This is a genomic window from Pseudomonas sp. Irchel 3E19, assembly GCF_900187585.1.
Classification (GTDB): Bacteria; Pseudomonadota; Gammaproteobacteria; order Pseudomonadales; family Pseudomonadaceae; genus Aquipseudomonas; species Aquipseudomonas baetica.
Map to the genome: position 1 here is coordinate 1 of NZ_FYDT01000078.1, position 19,200 is coordinate 19,200.

Genomic DNA, 19,200 nt, shown 5'->3' on the forward strand with positions numbered 1-19,200 from the left:
TAATGATTTCGGCACGTTCGGGCGGGCGAACCGGTTTGTGCGGCGGGATGAAGTTACGAATGAAGGGGTACGTACAGTCCGGGCTTGATGGGTGATTTTCAACGTCCTCTTCGCGAGCAGGCTCGCTAATGCAATCTGTCAGGCAACATCTAATCCGGCTGAAACGGCGAAGCACTGAGAATCACCCCGGTCTCCTCCACATACTGCTGCCAATGCCCGATCAAGGCGTTGAGCTTCTCCGGCCGACTCACCGCCAGATCATGAATCTCCCCCGGATCACTGGCCAGATCATACAGCTGCCACGTCGCCGGCCCCACCGGCCCCGGGATCCACACCGCTTTCCACGACCCCTGCCGAATCGCCCGGCGCCCGAACAATTCCCACCCCGTCACCGTGTGCTCGTCATGCACCTGCGCCGTCTCGCCGGACAGAAATCCCAGCCACGATTTACCGCGCAGCGGCGCGACCGGTTTGCCGCGCCAGTGCTTGCCCGGGTGACGCACGCCAGCCAGATCAAGAATGGTCGGGGTGATGTCCATCACCGTGCCGAAGCCATGGCTGATCTGTCCCTTCAAAGGCAATTGCGGATAGTGCAGCAGCGCTGGCACACGAATCCCGCCCTCGGTGGTGAACGCCTTGAACAGCCGCGACGGCGCGGTGGCGACTTGCGCCCAGCTCGGCCCGTACCAGACGTAGGAATTGGCCCGGCCGATGTTGTCGAGGCTATTGTCGTAATGCTGATTCAGATAAGTCATCAACTCCGGGCCGAATTTCGGAAACGCTTCCAGCAGCGCGCCTTCGGCACCGTTGTCGGACATGAACAGGATGAAGGTGTTGTCGAGTTGCCCTTGCTGGCGCAGGTAATCGACGACCCGGCCGATGTTCCAGTCCATGCGCTCGACCATCGCCGCGTAGACCTCCATCGCCCGCGCGGAAATCTGCTTTTGCTCGTCGCTCAGTGCGTCCCACTGCGCGGTCAACTGGACCAGCGGATGCGGCTCGACGTCTGGTTCGATCAACCCCAGTGCCTTGAGCTTTTCCAGTCGTTCGAGACGCAAGACCTCCGGGCCGGCGTCATAGCGGCCTCGGTATTTCTCGACGATGTCGGCTGGCGCCTGCAACGGCCAGTGTGGTGCGGAAAATGGCAAGTACGCGAAGAACGGGCGGGTCTGGTCGCGTGCCTTGAGGTATTGCAGCAACTTGTCGCCGAAGGCATCGGAGGAATAGAAATCCTTGGGCAATTCGTCGATGAACCGGTCGTCTTCAATGTACAGCGCCGGCGTTGACTTCAGCAGCCCCGGCGTGTGCTCGTCGTAGGTCGGCTCGAAACCGTAATGGTTGGCCGCGCCCGGCAGCAGCGAGAACGAACGCTCGAAACCTCGAGCGTGGGGCGCCAGTTCAGCAGTCAGGCCCAGGTGCCATTTGCCGCTCATCAACGTCTGGTAACCGGCCTCGCGCAGCAGTTCGGGCAATGCGACGACGCGGTCGTTGAGGTAACCCTCATAACCCGGTTTGCCGATCAGTTCCGGCGTCAGTGCTTCGGCCATGGTGCCGATGCCGGCGATGTGGTGATCGGTGCCGGTCAGCAGCATCGAACGGGTCGGCGAGCAGGTGGGCGCGGTGTGGAAGTCGGTCAGGCGCAGGCCGTTGCTGGCCAGGGCATCGAGGTGCGGCGTGGCGATTTCGCCGCCGAATGCACCGAGGTCGGAGAAGCCGAGATCGTCGGCCAGAATCAGCAGAAAGTTGGGGCGTTGCGGCATCGAAAAGCTCCTCTCAGCAAGCAATGAACGACAGCGGCAGATTGCGGATCTGCACCGGTACGCTCGGTTGGTAATGGTCGTCGCTGGTCAGCTCGTGCAGCAGCTCTTCGCGCAACTGATGGAAGTCGAAACTGCTGCGCTGGCGCGGATGGGGCAGGGCGATGTCGACCACTTGCTTGATCCGTCCCGGACGCGGCTCCATCACCACCACGCGGTCGGCGAGAAAGATTGCTTCTTCGACGTCGTGGGTGACGAGGACCGTGGTGATTTTGGCCCGGTCGCGGATCGCCAGCAGTTCGTCCTGCATCTGCTGGCGGGTCAGTGCGTCGAGGGCGCCGAAAGGCTCATCGAGCAACAGAATCCGAGGGCTGGCGACCAGGCCGCGAGCAATCGCCACACGCTGGGCCATGCCGCCGGAGAGCTGGTGCGGATAGGCGCGGGTGAAGTCGCGCAGGTCCACCAGGTCGATGAAATCGTTGATCCGTTGTTGCTTCTGCGCAGCACTCAGCGGCTCGTTGACCAGGCCCAGGCCGATGTTGTCGGCCACGGTCAGCCACGGGAATAAACGGTGTTCCTGAAAGACAATGCCGCGCTCACCACCGATGCCGCTGACCGCTTTGCCGTCGACGCTGATCTGCCCGCGAAACTGCGTATCGAGGCCTACCAGCAAGCGCAGCAAAGTCGATTTGCCACAGCCGCTGGAACCGACGATGGCGACGAATTCGCCCTCGGCGATGTCCAGGTTGAATTCACGAATCGCTTCCAGTTCGAAACCGTCGACGTCGAAGGATTTGCCTACATGGTTGAAGCTGACAATCGGTGCGTTCATGCGTGTCTCCAGCGGGTCGCGCGAATTTCCAGGCGTTGGCCAATAAGGTTGAGCAGGGCGCCGGTCAGACCGACGAGGAGCATGCCGGCCATGATCAGATCCATGCGCAGCAGTTGTTGGGCGCCGATCATCTGGCTGCCGATGCCGCCGTTGGACGGCATGAAATATTCGGCACCGATGGTGCCGAGCCAGGCATAGATCAGACTCAACCTGAGCCCGGCGAAAATCCCCGGTGCGGCGCCCGGCAGCACCAGCCGGCGCAGACGCTGGCCGAGGCTCAGGCGCAGCACCTGTGCGGCTTCGTTGAGTTGCGGCGAAAGGTTGGCGACGCTGCGTTGGGTGGCGATAAACAGCGGAAAAAACGCAGCGAGGGCGATGAATACCCACTTGGCCAATTCGCCCAGACCGAACCACGCGGTGAGCAGCGGCACCCAAGCGAAAATCGCGATCTGACGGAGCGCCGCAAGCGTCGGCCCGAGCAGGCGTTCGCTGAGGTGCGACAGGCCCAACAGCAGGCCCAAAGCAAAACCGAGCCCACCGCCCAGCAGCAAACCACCGAGGGTGCGCCCCAAGCTAAGGGCCATGCCGCTGATCAGCGTGCCATCGAGCAAGCCGTCCCATGTGGTGCTCAGCACGGCCAGCGGGCTCACCAGAATATTCGCGTCGACCCACTGCTGATCACTCGCTAATTGCCACAGCACGAACAAGCCCAGCGGCAGCAGCCACGGTTGCAGCCGCTGCCAGCCTTCATAGCGCGGGCCGCGACGAATTTCAGCGGTGGCCGGGTGCGGCCAGTGCAGCAGTTTTTTGTCCAGCAGGCCGATACCGCGATCCATCGCTACACCGATCAAGCCGATGACCACGATGCAGACGAAAACAATGTCGAGCATGAACAGTTGCCGCGCCCAGACCATCAGGTAGCCGATGCCTTCACTGGAGGCCAGCAGCTCGACGGCCAGCAGCGAGGTCCAGCCAGCGGCCAATGCCAGCCGCACGCCGGCCATGAACGCGGGAAGGGCGGCAGGCAGCACCAGACGACGGATCAGCAAATGCGACGGCAAGCGCAACACAGCAGCGGCTTCTCGCAGTTTCGGTTGCGCATCGCGCACGCCGACCAGCGTGTGCAGGGTGACCGGAACCACGATGGCTTTGATCAGTACCACCAGTTTCAGCACATCGCCGATGCCGAAAAACACCATGAACAGCGGGATCCACGCCAGTGTCGGCACTTGGGCGAGACCGGCGAAGGTCGGGAAGATCAGGCGCTCCAGACGCCGACTGAAACCCAGTGCAGCGCCGAGCATTGCACCTGCGCTGATCCCCGCCAGCAAGCCCCAGAGCAGCCGTTGCAGGCTGATCCACAAATGGCTCCACAGCTCGCCTTGAGAAAGCTCGACCGCGCTGTTCCACACCAGCGATGGCGCCGGCAGGATCTGCTCGCTCATCCACTGATTGCGCGCCGCCAGCCACCACAGGGCAAAGAGACTGAGCGGCAGCAGCCAGGGCAGCACACGTTGGGTCAGGCTTGGCCCCGTGCGGCGAGTTTTGAGCGGTCGCGCGGGCAGCGGCAGGCTGAGCAGGGAATCACGGGCCATGGGTGACCTCCGTTGTCGGGTTGCATGGCGAACCGTTTTGCTTGTGTGGGAGTGGGCTTGCTCACGAAGGCGGAGTGTCAGTCGCCGTTGAGGGGGGATGACACGGCCTTTTCGCGAACAAGCCCGCTCCCTCAGTGGGCTAGCGGCGTATGCAAAATTGGTCTAATAAAATTAAAATCAATTCTATTGAGAGATAAGCCAGACCATTTAAGGCCTCCAGCCAGACGCGCATCCAATGCATTCGAAGAATATTTTCGATGCTGTTAATGCATACGCCGCTGCAAGCCCCGTAACCGCTTGCTTAGCGTTAAAAGCTATAAAAATGTGAATTTATAGTATTTAAAGCAAGATGCAGGTTCGGCCTACTTTCGGCTCCTCAACGCCCGTCGTGATCAAGGAGCTGCACCTATGAACCTTCCCTTCAAACGCGTCATCAGCCTGTTTGCCGCTCCGGCGCTGGCGGGTTTTCTGGCGTTTACCGCCCACGCCGATGAACTCAAGGAAATCCGCATCGCCGTGCCCGATCTGAGTGCCGGCACTCAGCACAGTGGTGGCGGCATAGTCGACGTGCTGCGCGATCAGCAGATATTCGAAAAGGCCTTCGCCGAGCAGGGCATCAAGATTCAGTGGAGCTTCTTCAAAGGGGCGGGGCCGGTGATCAACGAGGCCTTCGCCAATGGTCAGGTCGATCTGGCCTATCTGGGCGATCTGGCGGCGATCATCGGCAAGTCCAATGGCCTCGACACGCGGCTGCTCAGCGCCAGCGCCCGTGGGGTGAAGCAGTATCTGGGCGTGGTACCGGGTTCGGGGATCAAGACTTTGCAGGACCTCAAAGGCAAACGCGTGGCAATCTTTCGCGGTACCGCGACTCAGCTGTCATTCGATGCGGCGCTGGCCAGCCAGGGCCTGAGCGAGAAGGATCTGAAGGTCATCAACCTTGATTTCAGCGCGGCGGTGGCGGCGCTGGCGGCCAGGCAGATCGATGCGTCGTGGGGCAGCTCAGGCTTGGCCGCGCTGCAAGCCAAAGGTCTGGCCGAATTGCCGCTGAACACCAAGGATCTCGGTGGCGCGGGTAGCGTGCAGTCGGTATTGATCGGTACCGGCAAGTTTGTCGATGCACACCCGCAAGCGGTGGCAAAACTGCTCAAGGCTCAGCAGCAGGCAGTGGAATGGCTGACTCAGGACAGCAACAAGGACGCGTACGTGCAGTTGGTCTCGGGCCTGGCAAGTTATCCGCCGGTGATCCTGACCCAGGATCTGCAGGATCAGAAGTTGAGCGAGATATTCCCCTCGACACTGGATCCGGTGTTCCTTGGCAGCTTGCAGGACAAGGTGGATCTGGCGGCGCAGCAGCGGCTGATTCGCAAGCCGTTCAAGGTGAATGACTGGGTGGTGCCTGAACTCGCTGCAGCCAAACTCTAAAACTCTGGTGTCCGGTCAGGCCTCTTCGCGAGCAGGCTCGCTCCCACAGGGATCTTGGGTGAATACAAAATCTGCATTCGCCACCGAATCACTGTGGGAGCGGGCTTGCTCGCGAAAGGGCCCTAAACAGCGACGCTGATTTGCTGCTTATCCACCGCCACCAGTGTCTCGATCATTGCTCTTGCTGCCGGCGACAAGCGAAACCCGGTGCGACTGACAATCCCGCACCGCGCATTCATGCTCTCCAGGTTTTGCGGCAAATTACGCCAGTGCAGCAACGCCAGCGAACCCTGGGCAATGTCCTCGTAAAACGCCTCTTCCGTGCCGATGCCGATTGCATTGGATTGCAGCACCACTTTCACCAGCGCCGGGAAATGCTCGGTCTCGATGGTCGGTGAAAAATCGATGCGCCCGCTGAGGTTCGCCAGCAGTTTGCGTATGCCCGGCGGGATCAGCGTGGTTGCCAGTGGGTAGTCGAACATGTCGTTGGTCGACAGGCTTTCCTTGGCCAAAAGCGGGTGCCCCGGCCGGCAGAAAAACACCCCGCGTTTGGGCGTCAGTGGTTGGGTCTGGAAGTTCGGGTCGGCCTCGAAATGGCGGATGTCGGCAATGAAGAATTCGATCTCTTCCCGGTTCAGGGCGCGGCTGAGTTTTTCCCAGTTATCCACCTGAAAACAGGTGCGCACTTTCGGGTGCGCGTTGATGAATTGCGCGACCGCGTCCGGCACCAGTTTCACTGCCGGCGCAGGGCCGCAGCCGAAGTGCACTTCGCCGGCATCGAGCTTGGTCATTTGCGTCACTTCAGCACTGAGCAATGCCGCGCCCTGCACCAGCGTCAGGGCGTGTTGCAGCACCACCTGGCCCTCGGGCGTTGGGCGCAGATCCTTGTTGCCGCGATCCACCAGCACGCAACCGAACTCTTGCTCCAGCCCTTGAATGCTGCGGCTGAACGCCGGTTGGGTGATGCCCATCGCGTCCGCCGCACGGACAAAACTGCGGTGTTCGTTGAGGGCGATGAAGTAGCGCAACTGGCGAAGATCCATATGCTTTTCCGGCATCCTAAAAATAGCTCGAAGGCATTTGCGACGAGGGTTGCTTGAGGTTTTAAATGCAAGCTCTTATTCCGTCAATGAAGCATGTAGCTATCTATTAGATGTATATGGAATATAGATAGAGCGATGTTTTGCTGCCACCCAACCGTAAGCAGTCGATGAGGGTCTACCCATGAGCAATGCCGCACTCGCTGTAAAACCCGCTGTCCACGCGCTGGAAATTCATCCGGTGGCCGGTCGTATTGGCGCCGAGATTCGTGGCGTGCAGTTGTCCGGTGATCTGGACGCCGCCACGGTCGAAGCCATTCAACAGGCACTGGTTGAGTACAAGGTCGTGTTCTTCCGTGAACAAACCCAGCTCGACGATCAGCGCCAGGAAGCCTTCGCCCATTTGCTCGGCGAGCCGGTGGCGCACCCGACCGTGCCGTCGCGTGAGGGCACCCGCTATCTGCTGGAACTGGACGGTGCCGAAGGGCAGCGCGCCAACTCGTGGCACACCGACGTGACCTTCGTCGATGCCTATCCGAAGGCCTCTATCCTGCGCTCCGTCGTCGCGCCGGCGTTCGGTGGCGACACGCTGTGGGCCAACACCGCCACCGCTTACAACGGACTGCCGAGCGAGCTGCGCGAGCTGGCGGATAAACTGATCGCCGTGCACAGCAACGAGTACGACTACGCCAGCGCCAAGCCTGACGTGTCGGCGGAGAAGCTTGAGCGCTACCGCAAAGTCTTCACGTCGACCGTGTACGAGACCGAGCACCCGGTGGTGCGCGTCCACCCGATCAGCGGCGAGAAGAGCTTGCTGCTGGGGCACTTCGTCAAGCGCATCAAGGGTTATTCGCAAGCGGATTCGGCGCACCTGTTCGGGCTGTTGCAGAGCCATGTGGTTCGTCAGGAAAACACCGTGCGCTGGCGCTGGAAGGCGGGTGATGTGGCGATCTGGGATAACCGTTCGACGCAGCATTACGCGATTGATGATTACGGCACGCAGGATCGGGTGGTGCGTCGGGTGACGTTGAAGGGTGAAGTGCCGGTGGGGGCTTCGGGGCAGCGTAGTCAGACCATCAAGGGCCCTGACATCGGCGGCGTCTGATCGGCTCTCTTCGCGAGCAGGCTCGCTCCCACAGGGGACTGCATTCCAAATGTGGGAGCGAGCCTGCTCGCGAAGCTTTTTCTTCACCAAACTCCAATCTGCACCAGTTTCTCGGTTTCCGGCTCACCGTAGCGAAACCGCTGTCCGCGCAAATCAATCTCCTGATGACTGATGGTCGTGCGCCGCTTCAAGCCGCGCACCCACTCGAACAAATACCCCGCATGCTCCTCGCGCACCGCCGCGTAAGCCGGGTCTTCACCCAAATCACGCAACTCCTGCGGATCATTCAGCAGATCAAACAGCTGCGGCCTGAAACCGTCGTACGCCAGGTATTTCCAGCGTTCGCTGCGCACCATGGTCATGCGGCAACGGTCGATCGGCTGGCCCAGTCGCTCCCGCGCGGGCGCCTGAAAGGCGTAGTCGTACTCACTGATTGCATAGCGGCGCCAATCCGGATTCTCGCCATGTAAAAGCGGTATCAGCGAGCGGCCCTCCAGCCGATGTTCGGCTTGCGGCAATCCCAACGCCTGAAGAAACGTCGGCAACGCGTCGATGGTTTCCGCCAGATGCTCATCCACCGTGCCCCGCGTGACATCCGCCGCCGCCCGAGGATCACGCACGATCAGCGGCACCCCCACCGCTTGTTCCAGCAAAAACTCCTTCTCGCCCAGCCAGTGATCGCCCAGAAAGTCGCCGTGATCGCTGGTGAACACGATCAGCGTGTCATCCCAACGGCCATTGCTCTGCAGAAAATCGAATAGCCGCCCGAGTTGATCATCCACTTGCTTGATCAGGCCCATGTAGGTGGGGATTACAGTCAATCGTACTGAATCGCGGGAGAAGTTGAGGCTTTCCTCATGCTGGCGAAAGGCAGTGTATACGGGGTGTTTGCTGGCTTCGGAGGGCGTCGCACGGACCGCTTCTAGAATCGATTTCGTACTGTACAAGGCGTGGTACGGAGCTGGTACGATATAGGGCCAGTGCGGTTTGATGTAGGAGAGGTGTAAACACCAGGATTTCTCACCTTGCTCGGTGATGAAGTCGATGGCTCGATTTGTAGTGTAGACAGTCTCTGAGTGTTGCTCGGGAATTCGTGCTGGCAAATGTGCATGACGCATTTTCCAGCCGCTGAGGATTTCGCCGTTCTCGCCTTCGGCGGCGTTGGCCCAGTCGTGCCAGGGATTGCGCCCGTCGAAACCCTGTTCGCGCAGGTAATGGGTGTAGGGCGCGGATTCACGTTTGTTGTCGAACAACGGGTCATCGGGAAAGATGCCGTCGTGGCGAAAGTACGGTTCGAAGCCGACTTCGTTGAGCACTTCGGCTTGTGCGCTTTCGGGAGTGATCGCCAGTCGCTGCAATGCGTCGACATTCGCCGTGGCGTGGGTCTTGCCGACCAGCGCGGTACGAATGCCGTGGGGGCGCAGGTAATCGCCGAGGGTCAGTTCTTCCAGCGGCAGCGGCACGGCGTTCCACGCCACTTGATGGCTGCTGACGTAGCGCCCGGTGTAGGCCGACATCCGCGACGGGCCGCAAATGGTGCCCTGGGTGTAGGCGCGGCTGAAGCGAACGCCGGCTTCGGCCAGGCGATCGATGTTCGGCGTGTGTAAATGCGGATGGCCGTAGCAGGACAGGTAATCGCGGCGCAGTTGGTCGCACATGATGTAGAGCACGTTGCGCACGGGTTTTTCAGGCTGGGACATGGGGTTCACCGGTCAGAGAGACAGGCGACGGTTTTCGCTTTCGATGGGGGTGTTCGGCAAGTGCATTTGGGGAATGGGTTTTATGCAGTGGATGCATCGGTGCCTGTGGCGACGCCTTCGCGAGCAAGCCCGCTCCCACAGGAGTACGCGTTCCAAATGTGGGAGCGGGCTTGCTCGCGAAGGCGGTGGCTCAAACGGCAAAATTCTCCAGTGAACACACCTCCTCATCCACCGCATCAATCGCCTTGATCTGCTCAATCATCGCCTCAGCCAACGGCGACAACCGATATCCCGCCCGACTGACAATCCCATAGCGGGTGTACAGCTCTTCCAGATCATCGGCCAGACCTTCGATCTTCAAACACACCAGCTCACCCTTGGCCTGATGCAACGCATCGGAATACGCGCCGACTATTCCGATCGCATCCGAACGCAGCACCACGCTGAGCAAACTCGAACTGTTTTCACACTCCACATTCGGCGTGAAATCCGGCCGGCCGCTGAGGTCGACGATGACCTTGCGCAGGTTCGGCGGGCGGATGCTAACCGCCAGCGGATAGCTCATCAATTGTTCGGCGGTGACCCGTTCAAAAGTAGCCAGCGGATGCCCGGCGCGACAGCAGAAATGCCATTTGCGCGGGCGCAGCCGATGCGTCAGGTAATCCGGATCCGCCTCGAAGTGGCGGGTGTCGGCGACAAAGAATTCGAACTCCTCACTCAGCAGGCGCTTGCTCAAGCTCTGCCAGTCATCGACCTGAAACTGCACCCGCGCTTTCGGGTAACGCCCGATGAAGCTGCCGATCGCACGCGGAATCAAGCCAGCGGCTGGGGCCGGGCCGCAACCGAAGCGCAATTCCCCGGCCGCGAGGCCATTGAACTGGCTGATCTCGTTGGCCATCTGCTGCGCGCCGCTGACCAGCCGCCGCGCATGTTCGAGCAGGACCTGGCCTTGTTTGGTTGGTGGCAATTCCTTGCGCCCGCGATCGACCAACTGACAGCCGACGCTGTGTTCCAGCGCCTGAATGCTGCGGCTGAACGCCGACTGCGACAGGTTCACCGCCTGCGCGCCGGCGACAAAGCTGCGTTGCTCAGCCAGGGCGATGAAGTGACGAAGTTGGCGCAAGTCGATATGCATTTTTCACATAAAAAATATCCGGGAAATGCATTGGATATGCATTAGGTCGACTCCTTATAAAGGCAATCTCTTATGCAGTAAATCTTTGTAAAAACATAAATAAATAACTTAAAAGAATATGCAGCGCTAAAGATGTCTGTGTGTTTTTTGACCAGGAGCCGCGCCATGAGTCCGTTGAACCTTGCGTCACCCCTCACACCACGACGGCTCAAGCGCCTGCCTCTGGCCCTGCTGCTGGCGGGGAGCGCCAGTTGGACTCACAGCTACGCCGCTGAAACCGAAACCCCGGCGCCAGCCCCTGCCGGCAAGCCGGCGGCCAACAGTTCGCAGCTGGAAACGGTGACGGTCACCACCCGCCGTCGCGAAGAAAGTTCGCAGGACGTGCCCACGCCAATGAGCGTGGTGAGCGGGCAGAATCTGGAGACGCAACGGGTCTACCGGATTCAGGATTTGCAGCAACTGGTGCCCAGCGTCAACGTCGCCTACATGCATGCGCGCCAGTCCAGCGTGTCCATTCGCGGATTGGGCAACAACCCGGCCAGCGATGGCCTGGAAGGCAGCGTCGGGCTGTACATCGACAACGTCTATCTGGGTCGCCCGGGGATGGCGGTCTTCGACTTGATGGACATCGAGCAGCTCGAAGTCCTGCGTGGGCCGCAGGGCACGCTGTTTGGCAAAAACACCACCGCCGGGGTCATCAACATCAGCACCCGCGCGCCGACCTTCACCCCTGAGCGCAGCATCGAAACCTCGATCGGCGAGGACGGCTACTTCCAGACCAAGGGCACCATTTCCGGGCCGCTCAACGATCAATTGGCCGGGCGTTTTTCCGCCTATCGCACCCGCAGCGATGGCGACATCAAGAACGAATACGACGGCCATGACCTCAACGGCGGTTCACGCGACGGCTTCCGTGCGCAACTGCTGTTCAAGCCCAACGAAGACTTCAATCTGCGCTGGATCGGCGACTACAACGAAGAGAATTCCAGCGCCGGCACCCGCGTGCTGTACAACACCGGGCCGACCATCAACGGCGTCAATCTTTACCAGGCGCGCGCCAACGTGGCCGGGGCAACATTGGTCAACGGCTCGCACCGCAAGGTCAATCTGGACAACGACCAGCATGTCACCGTGCATCAGGGCGGCACCTCGGTGGAGGCCAACTGGACGCTGCCGAGCGACTTCACCCTGACCTCGGTCAGTTCCTATCGCTTCTGGAATTTCACCCCGAAAAACGATGATGGTCTCAACGTGCCGGCGAGCTACAACGCCGGGGTGTCGGTGGAAGACAAACAGTATTCGCAGGAATTTCGTCTGGCCTCGCCCAAGGGCGAGTTCTTCGATTACGTCGTCGGTGCGTACTACTTCGGCAACAATCTGGATAACAAATCCTTCGCCTATTACGGCCCGCAAGCGGATATCTGGAACGGCACGCCGGCCGGTGCGCTGGCCAACGTCACCAGTGTCGGCAACGGCCACATCAAGACCGACAGTTTTGCCCTGTTCGCCCAAGGCACCTGGCACCTCACCGAGCGCCTGGATTTCACCGCCGGGGTGCGCGGCACCTATGAAGAAAAAAGCGCGTGGGTCACACGTAATGCCCCGCTCGGTGGCGCAACCGTCGCCGGTGCTGCCGCTACGGCGCGACGCGGGCGAGCCGGCGCCTACGATTCCGGCGACTTGAACCAGTACAGCTCCAGTCCGTCCGGGCTGCTCAACCTCAGCTATCGCATCACCGATGACGTACTCACCTATGCGACGGTGTCCCACGGCGAGAAATCTGGCGGGGTCAACCTTGCGGTGGGCTCGGCACCCGCCGCCGGGGCTGACTCGCTGCTGATCGGCACCGAACGCGCCAATAACGCCGAATTGGGTTTCAAAAGCACGCTGTGGGATCACCGTCTGCAACTCAACGCCAACGTGTTCTGGACCCAGGTCAACGCCTATCAGACCAACGCCTACGACGCCGACAACCGCGTGCAATACCTGACCAACGCCGGTTCCGTGCGTTCGCGCGGTGTCGAATTCGAAAGCACGCTGATCCCGCTGCGCGGCCTGACCCTGAACATCAACGGCTCCTACAACGATGTCAGTTACCTCTCGTACAAAGATGCCCCGTGCCCGCCAGAAGTCAGCCAGGCGCCGGGGGCTCCGGCGTCCTGCGACCTCAGCGGCCATCAAGTGGTCGGCGCCTCGAAATGGATCGGCAACGCCAACGGCGAATACAAATGGAATCTGGATAACGGCTTCGAACCCTACGTCACCGCCAGCTATGCGTTCCGCTCCAAAGCGGTGGGCACGGTCGAGGATTCCGACTACGGCCAGATCCCGAGCTACGCGGTGGTCAATTTCTCCACCGGCCTGCGCGGCGACTTCAACCAAGGCCAGTGGGACGTCTCGCTGTGGCTGAAAAACGCCTTCGACAAAACCTACTACACGACCCTGTGGACCGGCGGCAACGGCGGTTATGAAGGCCTGCTCGGCACGCCGCGCACCCTCGGCGTCACCGGTCGTTACGACTTCTGATTGATCCTTCGAGGGGCTGCGTGATGCTGCCCTGACAGGCGAAATCAATGCGCTGTGTGAATACTTTCAATGCCTGGAAAGCATGTGTTTTTCGGGCCATCGCTGCAGCCCTTGTGACGCGTGGCTTTGGCGGAATTGATCAAATCTCATATTCCATAAACGACTATGCATAACGTCAAAGATTACTTTCGGAGATAAGCGTCTAGTCCAATGATTCACCCAGTGATTCACCGTGGGGGATTCAACAAGCGGTGGGTCGGCAGTATTTGCAGAGAACGTAAAAAAGACCGCAGGGAGTGAAGCAATGGGCAATGTCCAGACCGCCGCCAGCGCAGGGGAATTGCTGTGGCGTCAGACGCCGAGTGGCGAATTGGTCGATCTCGGCCGACCGCATCGTGTGCCGTTGGGGCAACTGCGTCTGCAGCGTGCGCCCAAAAGTATTCTGAGCCGCCGCGAAGCGATTCTGCTTGGCGTGCTGGCGTTGCTGGCACATGGCGCGGTGATCTACTGGATCAGCCAGAAACCGACGCCAGTGCTGCCGATCGTGCCGCCGGAAATTCCGCCGATGACTATCGAATTCTCGCGCCCGGCACCGCCCGCGCCGCCGGTTGTTGTGCCGCCACCGCCAGCACCGGTGGTCGAGCCTGCACCGCCGGTGGAAGACGAACTGGCGGTAAAGCCGCCGCCGCCGAAACCGATTCCTAAACCCAAACCGGTGGTTAAACAGCCACCCAAACCAGCACCAAAAGCCGTCGAGCACCCCCCGGCGCCGCTGCAACCGGCAGCCGCGGTTGCCGCGCCCGCGCCTCCTGCACCACCACCGGCGCCCGCTCCGGTGACGCCAGCCTCGGCCAATGCCGCGTACCTGAAGAACCCGGCGCCGGAATATCCGTCGCTGGCCCAGCGCCGCGGTTGGGAAGGCACGGTGTTGTTGCGGGTGCATGTGCTGGCCAGCGGCAAACCGGGCGAGATCCAGATTCAGAAAAGCAGTGGCCGGCAACAACTCGACGATGCGGCGTTAAGCGCCGTCAAGCGTTGGAGTTTTGTGCCGGCCAAGCAGGGTGATGTCGCCCAGGACGGCTGGGTCAGCGTGCCCATCGATTTCAAGATTCATTAAACCGAAACCTATTTCGCGCAAAACGTTTACACGAGGGAGCACATCATGACTTTACTGGCATCTCCACTGGAATCCATCGAAAGCGCGGTGATCTGGCTGCTGGTGGTTTTTTCCGTCGCCACTTGGGGACTGGCTCTGCTCAAGGCTGTGCAGTTCGGTCGCCTGAAAGCGCAGGACCGCCAATTTCATAAACGCTTCTGGGCGGCGTCGAGCCTGGATGCCGCCGCCGAGTTGAGCGAAACCCAGCCCGGCGCCGCCGCGCGGGTGGCACAGGCCGGTTATGCGGCGATTCAGGTGGGCGAGGCGCCGCAGGCCAATGATTTGAGCCATGCGATCAACCATCAGGATCGTCTGGAGCGCGCACTGCGTCAGCAGATCGTCCGCGAGCGACGTTCGCTGGAGACCGGTCTGGCGGTGGTCGCGAGTATTGGCAGTACGTCGCCGTTCATTGGTTTGTTCGGCACCGTGTGGGGAATCATGGAAGCGTTGAAGGGAATCAGCGCGGCAGGTTCGGCGAGTCTGGAAACGGTCGCCGGTCCGATCGGTGCAGCGCTAGTTGCCACGGGTGTGGGGATCGCCGTCGCGGTACCGGCGGTGCTGGTTTACAACTACTTTTTGCGTCGTTTGAAACTGACCGCCGCCGATCTGGATGACTTCGCCCACGACTTCTACAGCCTGGCGCAAAAGAGTGCATTCCGCGTGTTGATCCACCCGACCGCGCACAAGGTTGCCGCGCCGGGCAACGCGACAAAAGTGAAGGAGGCGTCCTGATATGGCCTTTTCCACGCAAGACAGTGATGAGGTACTCAGCGAGATCAACGTGACGCCACTGGTGGACGTGATGCTGGTGCTGCTGGTGGTGTTTATCGTCACCGCGCCACTGCTGACCAACGCGATACCGATCAACCTGCCGAAGACCGAAGCGGTCGCGCCGGTGGAACAGAAAGACCCGTTGGTGGTGAGCATCGACGGTGCCGGCAAACTGTTTATCAACAAGGACGAGATTCAGCCGGACTTGCTGGAATTCAACCTCAAGTCGGCGAAGGCCAAGGACCCGGAAGTGCGTGTGCAGTTGCAGGCGGATGACGGCGTGAATTATGGCGAAGTGGCGCGGGCCATGGCCTCGATTGAGCGGGCGGGGATTACCAAGTTGTCGGTGATCACCGCGCGGTAACAACATTTTCGATTTTCCGGGGCCGTCTCCTTGGCAGGGTGCGGCCCTTTTTTTATCCCGCGAAACAAGCCTCACCCTCAAACCACTGTGGGAGCGAGCCTGCTCGCGAAAGCGGTATATCAGTCAAAAGGGATGGTGAGTCTGATGACGCATTCGCGAGCAGGCTCGCTCCCACGGTTCTATATGTCATATTCTTTTAAGGTCTTAATAAATAGCTTCTTATTCCTTAACGAATATAAATCCCATCCCTATACTCGTTCAGGAACAGACACGCAGGAGAGCTCCCCCATGCGCAACGAATCAATTCGCTACCTGATTGTGCCGGGCTGGCAAGGATCGCCAGAAGATCATTGGCAAACCCACTGGCAGAACAGCCTGCCAAACAGCGCGCGGGTGGAACAGGCCGACTGGCTGACCCCGCGCCGTGAAGACTGGGTCGCGGCGCTGGCCGAGGCCATCGCCGCCGACAGCACGCCAGTCATCCTCATCGCGCACAGCCTCGGCTGCATCACGGTCGCCCATTGGGCGGCAACTGCGCCGCTGCAATACCTGCGTCAGGTACGCGGCGCCTTGCTGGTTGCGCCGGCGGATGTCGAGCGCCCGGCCTGCGCGCCGGCGCTGCGCAATTTCGCACCGATTCCGAGCGAGCTGCTGCCGTTTCCGAGCCAGGTTGTCAGCTCCGACAACGACGCCGCCGTCAGTGCGCCGCGCGCACTGGAGCTGGCGCGCAACTGGGGTGCCGAAGCGGGGATTCTTGCGGGCGCCGGACACATCAATGTGAAGTCCGGACATCAGCGTTGGGAGCAAGGTTTTGCTTATCTCTATCGCCTGCAAAACCGTATGGAACACCACGCCCGACGTCGCGCCTGATTTTTTATTTTGTTAAATGCCCCCGTCTGCCGGCGGTTCTGGGCGGGAGTCTGCCATGAGTTTCGAAACTTTCGGTCAGCCGTTGCTGACCTTTCCCGACGCGGAAAAAAGCCCCCTGAGCATTCGCGCCAAAGCGCTGGTGTTCGTCGACCCGCGCTCGCGTCAGTTGCGTGAGGAACTTGAGCAGCTGGCGCCACGATCGGTCTCGGTATTGATTCGTGGTGAGACCGGCACCGGTAAGGAGTTGCTCGCCCGCCACATCCATCGCGCCAGTGACCGCAGCGGCCTGTTTGTTTCAGTCAATTGCGGGGCGATCAGCCCGACCTACGCCGATGCCGAGCTGTTCGGTTATGCCGCTGGCAGTTACAGCGGTTCGGCCAGCAGTCGTGCGGGCTGGTTCGGCTCAGCCAACGGCGGCACCTTGTACCTCGATGAAATTGGCGACTTGCCGTTGCCGATCCAGATCAAATTGCTCGCTGCCCTGGAAAACCATGAAGTCACCCGCGTTGGCGCACATCAGCCGAGCCCGGTGGATGTGCGGCTGGTGGCAGCGACCAGCATCGATCTGGCGCAAGCGGTGGACGCCGGGAAATTCCACGAGCGGCTCTACCATTACCTCAGCGAAGGGCAACTGGAGTTGCCAGCGCTGCGTGCGCGAATCGGCGACATTCTGTCGCTGGCGGAGTATTTCCTCGGCATCTACAGCCAGCGACTGGACCTGCCGGTGCCGCTGATCAGTGAGGCGGCGCAGCATCTGTTGGAGCAACACAGCTGGCCGGGCAACACCCGTGAGCTGGAAAACGTCATTCACTTTGCCTTGCTGGTGAGCACCGGCGACGAAATTCTGCCGGAGCACCTGAACCTGCCCGACGCGTCTGGCCCGCAGGTTCAGATCGAGCGGCTGGTGACGCAAATCAACATCGGTGGCAGTGTCGATGAGCGTAAGGCGTTGAAAGACTTGCTGATTAGTTTGAGCAAGCGGTTGTAACCGTCTCGTCCAACATGAACAAAATGGAATATGAAGCTGAATAAACGTTATTGTCCGGGAATAAAAAATCCCGGTATTGTCCGCCTCACGCCAGCGATATCACTTCACTGGCACACGTATTAGATGCCGTCGCCATCAGCGACCGTGATTTTCGATAAGGACACTGCATGAAAAAGGTTCTGTTGTTTACCGCATTGGCGGCTGCTCTGACGGCTTCCCTGGCCCAGGCCGGCGAGAAACTGGTCGTCGCGGCGACCCCGGTCCCGCACGCTGAAATTCTTGAGCTGATCAAGCCGACCCTCGCCAAAGAAGGCGTGGATCTGGAAATCAAAGTGTTCACTGACTACGTGCAGCCGAACGTACAGGTTGGCGAGAAGCGTCTGGATGCCAACTACTTCCAGACCTTGCCGTACCTGAACAGCTTCAACCAGGGCAAATACAAGGACGACAAGTCCAAGTATCTGGTGACCGTGCAAGGCGTGCACGTTGAACCGTTCGGTGGCTACTCGAGCAAATACAAGACCCTGGCTGAACTGCCGGACGGCGCAACCATCGCCATCCCGAACGAAGGCAGCAACAGCGGCCGCGCTCTGATCCTGCTGCAGAAGGCTGGCCTGATCGAACTGAAAGACCCGAAGAACGCCCTGGCCACGCCGAAAGACATCGCCAAGAACCCGCACAACTTCAAGTTCAAGGAACTGGAATCGGCCCTGCTACCACGCGTTCTGAAGGAAGTTGATCTGGACATGATCAACACCAACTACGCGCTGGAAGCCGGTTTGAATCCGACCAAGGATGCGCTGGTGATCGAAGGCGCTGATTCGCCTTACGTGAACTTCCTCGTTGCCCGTGAGGACAACAAGAACAGCGACGCCATCAAGAAACTGGCCGCTGCCCTGACCAGCCCGGAAGTCAAAGCGTTCATCGAGAAGAAGTACAACGGCGCGGTACTGCCGGCGTTCTGATCTGACGCTTGAGTGAACCCCTTCAAGTTGTGAAAACGCCGATGGCTAGTGATAGTCATCGGCGTTTTTGTGTCCCCGATGATCGTTCCCACGCTCTGCGTGGGAATGCCTCATCGGACGCTCCGCGTTCGGCTCTTGGTGGGACGCGGAGCGTCCCAGGCTGCATTCCCACGCAGAGCGTGGGAATGAGCAGGGTAACGGCTCAGGCCGTTTGCGCTTTCAACGCGCGGCGCAACGCCACCAACAATTTCACAATGTCCTGCGGATCCAGTCGCTGCGGCACTTTTACGTCCATGTTTCTCTTCCTTGTGAGGGTTCGGCCGGCGGAGTCTGGCCAAAAGCTGTTCGTCCTTGGAGGGCTTTCGTGAAAAAAAGATCCTTCCTACAGCGCAAGGGAAAATAGCCTTCTTATTCCTTCCCGGCAAACCCACAGGATAGTTTTTTGAGTGATATCAATATGCTTTAACGGTATTTAAATTCTTGTTTTTATACCTATAAAGTCACTTCCTGCCGGACAGTCACCCGCTGTCCATGGACTGCATCACCGTCGCTTACCGAGCGATGTCCAGGAAGCTTCATGACATTCGATTACGCGTTTATCCTCAGCACCCTGCCGGCATTTTTAAAAGGTTCTTCACGGATTACCGGGAAAGACGCTCTTGATTTTCATGAAAAAGAATTCGCTATCCCGGTAACCGTACGCCATCCGTTTGATAACCTTTATTCGATTGTTTATGCCTTCCAACTGCCCCGTGTGCATCGGCCAGCGAACCCGGCTGACGATTCCCCGCCAGTAACCCTTTAGCCGTTTGGCGAACAGGATCAGAGCCGGTATCGCGCTTTCATCAGCGTGGCGCAGCCATTGCTTCCAGGCTGATCTCCAGCCCCAGGCGGTACTTGGCGTCCAGAGCGTTTTGAGTTCAGCTTTCATCAAGTAGACCGTCATCAACGCTTGGTTGGCCGCCAGCAAATCC

Annotated in this window: 16 protein-coding genes; 9 read left to right on the forward strand and 7 right to left on the reverse strand. The window is 60.0% G+C overall.

Annotated features, from left to right (window positions below):
• Positions 1 to 149: 149 nt before the first annotated feature.
• From CKW18_RS28210 to CKW18_RS28220, 3 genes are read right to left on the reverse strand one after another with little or no spacing between them, the layout of a single operon-like run.
• Entirely contained in the window at positions 150 to 1,760 is a 1,611-nt protein-coding gene (locus tag CKW18_RS28210; RefSeq protein ID WP_095191784.1) for an arylsulfatase, read from the reverse strand.
• 13 nt (positions 1,761 to 1,773) lie between these two features.
• A complete protein-coding gene (locus CKW18_RS28215; RefSeq protein WP_095191785.1) occupies positions 1,774 to 2,589 on the reverse strand; it encodes an ABC transporter ATP-binding protein in 816 nt (271 codons plus the stop codon).
• On the reverse strand, positions 2,586 to 4,184 hold the full coding sequence (locus tag CKW18_RS28220) for an ABC transporter permease (RefSeq protein WP_095191786.1): 1,599 nt from the start codon (positions 4,182 to 4,184) through the stop codon (positions 2,586 to 2,588). Before CKW18_RS28220 ends, CKW18_RS28215 begins: the two co-directional genes overlap by 4 nt.
• A 408-nt stretch (positions 4,185 to 4,592) precedes the next feature.
• Here CKW18_RS28220 and CKW18_RS28225 point away from each other — a divergent pair, with 408 nt between their 5' ends.
• Complete coding sequence (locus CKW18_RS28225; protein WP_095191787.1) at positions 4,593 to 5,606, forward strand: ABC transporter substrate-binding protein; 1,014 nt, start codon at positions 4,593 to 4,595, stop codon at positions 5,604 to 5,606.
• A gap of 122 nt (positions 5,607 to 5,728) precedes the next feature.
• On the opposite strand, the gene CKW18_RS28230 is transcribed toward CKW18_RS28225, so the two are convergent.
• The gene (locus CKW18_RS28230; protein WP_095191788.1) at positions 5,729 to 6,649 is read right to left on the reverse strand and encodes a LysR family transcriptional regulator; all 921 of its coding nucleotides are present in this window, start codon (positions 6,647 to 6,649) and stop codon (positions 5,729 to 5,731) included.
• Positions 6,650 to 6,830: 181 nt separating this feature from the next.
• Here CKW18_RS28230 and CKW18_RS28235 point away from each other — a divergent pair, with 181 nt between their 5' ends.
• Entirely contained in the window at positions 6,831 to 7,751 is a 921-nt protein-coding gene (locus CKW18_RS28235) for a TauD/TfdA family dioxygenase (RefSeq protein ID WP_095191789.1), read from the forward strand.
• Positions 7,752 to 7,834: 83 nt separating this feature from the next.
• Here CKW18_RS28235 and CKW18_RS28240 read toward each other — a convergent pair whose 3' ends face one another.
• Both CKW18_RS28240 and CKW18_RS28245 read right to left on the reverse strand, forming a co-directional pair.
• Positions 7,835 to 9,451: an alkaline phosphatase family protein gene (locus tag CKW18_RS28240; RefSeq protein ID WP_095191790.1), complete on the reverse strand. Its 1,617-nt coding sequence runs from the start codon at positions 9,449 to 9,451 to the stop codon at positions 7,835 to 7,837.
• Positions 9,452 to 9,641: 190 nt separating this feature from the next.
• Entirely contained in the window at positions 9,642 to 10,586 is a 945-nt protein-coding gene (locus CKW18_RS28245; RefSeq protein WP_095191791.1) for a LysR family transcriptional regulator, read from the reverse strand.
• A gap of 165 nt (positions 10,587 to 10,751) precedes the next feature.
• Here CKW18_RS28245 and CKW18_RS28250 point away from each other — a divergent pair, with 165 nt between their 5' ends.
• The 7 genes from CKW18_RS28250 (at position 10,752) to CKW18_RS28280 (ending at position 18,226) form a co-directional block, all read left to right on the forward strand.
• Positions 10,752 to 13,112, forward strand: a complete 2,361-nt coding sequence (locus tag CKW18_RS28250) for a TonB-dependent receptor (protein ID WP_095191792.1) — start codon at positions 10,752 to 10,754, stop codon at positions 13,110 to 13,112.
• 304 nt (positions 13,113 to 13,416) lie between these two features.
• Entirely contained in the window at positions 13,417 to 14,229 is an 813-nt protein-coding gene (locus tag CKW18_RS28255) for an energy transducer TonB (RefSeq protein ID WP_095191793.1), read from the forward strand.
• A gap of 45 nt (positions 14,230 to 14,274) precedes the next feature.
• Positions 14,275 to 15,000, forward strand: a complete 726-nt coding sequence (locus tag CKW18_RS28260; protein WP_095191794.1) for a MotA/TolQ/ExbB proton channel family protein — start codon at positions 14,275 to 14,277, stop codon at positions 14,998 to 15,000.
• A gap of 1 nt (position 15,001) precedes the next feature.
• Positions 15,002 to 15,403 (forward strand): biopolymer transporter ExbD, encoded by a 402-nt coding sequence (locus tag CKW18_RS28265; protein ID WP_003220570.1) that lies wholly within the window; start codon positions 15,002 to 15,004, stop codon positions 15,401 to 15,403.
• 288 nt (positions 15,404 to 15,691) lie between these two features.
• Positions 15,692 to 16,273 (forward strand): alpha/beta hydrolase, encoded by a 582-nt coding sequence (locus CKW18_RS28270; RefSeq protein ID WP_095191795.1) that lies wholly within the window; start codon positions 15,692 to 15,694, stop codon positions 16,271 to 16,273.
• A 55-nt stretch (positions 16,274 to 16,328) separates the two neighbouring features.
• Positions 16,329 to 17,261, forward strand: a complete 933-nt coding sequence (locus tag CKW18_RS28275; protein WP_095191796.1) for a sigma 54-interacting transcriptional regulator — start codon at positions 16,329 to 16,331, stop codon at positions 17,259 to 17,261.
• A gap of 167 nt (positions 17,262 to 17,428) precedes the next feature.
• Complete coding sequence (locus CKW18_RS28280) at positions 17,429 to 18,226, forward strand: MetQ/NlpA family ABC transporter substrate-binding protein (RefSeq protein WP_095191797.1); 798 nt, start codon at positions 17,429 to 17,431, stop codon at positions 18,224 to 18,226.
• 634 nt (positions 18,227 to 18,860) lie between these two features.
• On the opposite strand, the gene CKW18_RS28285 is transcribed toward CKW18_RS28280, so the two are convergent.
• Positions 18,861 to 19,200, reverse strand: a 340-nt coding sequence (locus tag CKW18_RS28285) for a transposase (protein WP_141233123.1), incomplete at its 5' end; no start/stop codon positions are given.